Origin of the sequence: Microcoleus sp. N9_A2 (genome assembly GCF_036701775.1) — a bacterium.
GTDB lineage: Bacteria > Cyanobacteriota > Cyanobacteriia > Cyanobacteriales > Microcoleaceae > Microcoleus.
Window position 1 is genome coordinate 39,095 of sequence record NZ_JAUBRH010000042.1, and the last position, 3,738, is coordinate 42,832.

At 46.3% G+C, this 3,738-nt stretch carries 2 protein-coding genes; both read right to left on the minus strand.

From position 1 onward, the window contains the following. Positions 1-1,753: beta-propeller domain-containing protein (locus QUA44_RS21195; protein WP_333254100.1), on the minus strand; the 1,753-nt coding region annotated here is incomplete at its 3' end. 1 nt (position 1,754) lies between these two features. Next, on the minus strand, positions 1,755-3,738 hold a 1,984-nt coding region (locus QUA44_RS21200), incomplete at its 5' end, for a WD40 repeat domain-containing protein (protein ID WP_333309899.1).

The window sequence follows — 3,738 nt, forward strand, 5'->3', positions numbered from 1 at the left end:
CTGCTTTTATCCAGTCGCCGTGACCCTTGAGAGTAAACTCTTCCTTTCTAGTTGTTAAATCCCAGACTTTGATTGTGTTGTCCGATGAACCAGAAATTGCCCGCTTGCCATCAGCGGTGACGGCTACTGCATTGATTGAGTTGCTATGACCTTTGAGAGTAAACTGTTCCTCTCCAGTGGTTAAATCCCAGACTTTGAGGGTGGTGTCTCTTGAACCAGAAATTGCCCGCTTGCCATCAGCAGTGACGGCTACTGCATTGACTAAGTAGCTGTGACCTGTGAGAGTAAAGAGTTCCTCTCCAGTGGTTAAATCCCAGACTTTGATGGTGTTGTCCGATGAACCAGAAATTGCTAGCTTGCCATCATCAGTGACAGCAACTGCATTGACCCAGCCGCTGTGGCTATTGAAAGTAAACTGTTCATTTCCAGTTGTTAAATCCCAGACTTTGAGGGTTTTATCATATGCACCCGAAATCGCCCGCTTGCCATCATCAGTGACAGCAACTGCATTGACCGAGCCGCTGTGGCTATTGAAAGTAAACTGTTCATTTCCAGTTGTTAAATCCCAGACTTTGAGGGTTGTATCATATGAAGCAGAAATTGCCTGTTTGCCATTAGTAGTGAGAGCGACTGCATTTACCTGTCTGTGACCATTGAGAGTAAACAGTTCATTTCCAGTTGCTAAATCCCAGACTTTGATGGTGTTGTCCCACGAACCAGAAATCGCCCACTTGCCATCAGCAGTGATTGCTACTGCATTTACCGAATCGCTATGACCATTGAGAGTAAACAGTTCCTTTCGAGTTGTTAAATCCCAGACTTTGAGGGTGTTGTCCCACGAACCAGAAACCGCCCGTTTGCCGTCGGGGGTGACTGCTACTCCATGTACCGAGTTGCTGTGACCATTGAGAGTAAACACTTCCTCTCCAGTGGTTAAATTCCAGACTTTGATGGTGTTGTCATCTGAACCAGAAATCGCCCGCTTGCCGTCGGGGGTGACGGCTACTGCATTGACCGAGTTGCTGTGACCATTGAGAGTAAACAGTTCATTTCGAGTTGTTAAATCCCAGACTTTAAGGGTGTTGTCATCTGAACCAGAAATCGCCCGCTTGCCGTCGGGGGTGACGGCTACTGCATATACCTGTCTGTGACCATTGAGAGTAAACAGTTCCTTTCCAGTGGTTAAATCCCAGACTTTGAGGGTTTGGTCTCTTGAACCAGAAATCGCCCGCTTGCCATCAGCAGTGACGGCTACGGCTTTTACCGACTTGCTGTGACCTTTAAGGGTGCGTAGCAATCCCCTGCGAGGCGGAGTTAAACAAGGTGTCAAAGGACGCAACCAAGGTGCTGCTTTCCACTGCTTTGCTACTTCCAGCATTGCCTGAATCTCGGGCATTTCAAAGTACAGTAAGCGCCCTAACAATTGTTCCGCCAGTTTGGTCTTATCTCCATCCAAAATATCGGCTGACATCCACAGTACCCTTTGAATCAAGTTCAAGGCTTTTGCTGTTTCTGAGTTGTATTTTAGGTTAGTGACTGCTTCAGAAGCGTCAACCAAATCGAAATCATCAATAAGTGCCTGCACCCCAAACTCAGGATGCTGAATCTTTGCCATCAAAAAGTTAAAATCAGTCAGTCTTTGATAATACTTTTCTAAATTCCCTGATTTGACATGATTTGGCAGTAAGCTGCCCAGATAAGCACGTTGATAGAAAAGTGGTTTGGCCGCTAACTTGTCAGCAAATTCTCCCATCTCACGCCATCCCCTTTTCTAAATACTCAGTAATCCCTTCTAGCCGCAGGAAATATACGCGGCCGGATGCGTCGCCTGCCACAATTGTGACTCCATCGGGTGCAATGGCGCAACAGGCGATCGAACTTTCACCCGTGAAACTAGCAATGACATTTCCACTCGACAAATCCCAGACTTTGAGGGTTTTGTCATCTGAACCAGAAATTGCCCGCTTGCCATCAGCAGTGACGGCTACTATATTTACCGAGTTGCTGTGACCTTTGAGAGTAAACTGTTCATTTCCAGTGGTTAAATCCCAGGCTTTGAGGGTGTTGTCCCACGAACCAGAAATTGCCCGCTTGCCATCATCCGTCACAGCGACTGCATATACCGAGTTGCTGTGACCTTTGAGAGTAAACTGTTCGTTTCCAGTGGTTAAATCCCAGACTTTGAGGGTGTTGTCTCTTGAACCAGAAATTGCCCGCTTGCCATCATCCGTCACAGCGACTGCATTTACGAATTCGCTGTGACCTTCGAGAGTAAAAAGTTCTTTTCCGGTGGTTAAATCCCAGACTTTGAGGGTATTGTCTCTTGAACCAGAAATTGCCCGCTTGCCATCAGCAGTAACGGCTACTACATAGACTGATTTGCTGTGACCTTTGAGAGTAAACTGTTCCTTTCCAGTTATTAAATCCCAGGCTTTAAAGATGTTGTAGACAAAACCAGAAATTGCCCGCTTGCCATCAGCAGTGACGGCTACTATATTTACCGATTTGCTGTGACTTTCAAGAGTAAACAGTTCCTTTCCACTGGTTAAATCCCAGACTTTTAGGGTGTTGTCCCACGAACTAGAAATTGCCCGCTTGCCATCAACAGTGACGGCGAGTGCATATACCGATTTGCTGTGACCTTTGAGAGTAAACTCTTCCTTTCGGGTTGTTAAATCCCAGACTTTTAGGGTATTGTCCTCTGAACCAGAAATCGCCCGCTTGCCATCAGCAGTGATGGCTACTCCATATACTGAGTAGCTGTGACCTTTTAGGGTAAACTGTTCCTTTTGGGTTGTTAAATCCCAGATTTTCAGGGTGTTGTCTAATGAGCCAGAAATCGCCAGCTTGCCATCAGCAATGACGGCGACTGTATTGACTGAGTAGCTGTGAACTTTGAGAGTAAACTGTTCCTTTTCAGTAGTTAAATCCCAGACTTTTAAGGTGTTGTCATTTGAACCAGAAATTGCCCGCTTGCCATCAGCAGTGACGGCTACTGCATTTACGGAGTTGTTGTAACCTTGGAGAGTAAACTGTTCCTTTCGGGTTGTTAAATCCCAGACTTTTAGGGTGTTGTCTCTTGAACCAGAAATTGCCCGCTTGCCATCTGCAGTGACGGCTACTGCTTTTACCAAAGCGTTGTGACCTCTGAGAGTAAACTCTTCCTTTTCAGTAGTTAAATCCCAGACCTTGAGGGTGTTGTCTCTTGAACCAGAAATTGCCCGCTTGCCATCTGCAGTGACGGCTACTGCTTTTACCAAAGCGTTGTGACCTCTGAGAGTAAACTCTTCCTTTTCAGTAGTTAAATCCCAGACCTTGAGGGTGTTGTCTCTTGAACCAGAAATCGCCCGCTTGCCATCAGCAGTGACGACTACTACATAGACTGATTTGCTGTGACCTTTGAGAGTAAACTCTTCCTTTCCAGTTGTTAAATCCCAGACTTTCAGGGTATTGTCCGATGAACCAGAAATCGCCCGCTTGCCATCGGCAGTGACAGCTACTGCATTTACCAAATAACTGTGACCTTTGAGAGTAAACTCTTCTTTCCCAGTTGTTAAATCCCAGACTTTTAGGGTATTGTCCGATGAACCAGAAATCACCCGCTTGCCATCAGCAGTAACGGCTACTGCATTTACCCAGTCGCTGTGACTTTTGAGAGTACACTCTTCCTTTCCAGTTGTTAAATCCCAGACTTTCAGGGTATTGTCCGATGAACCAGAAATCGCCCGCTTGCCATCG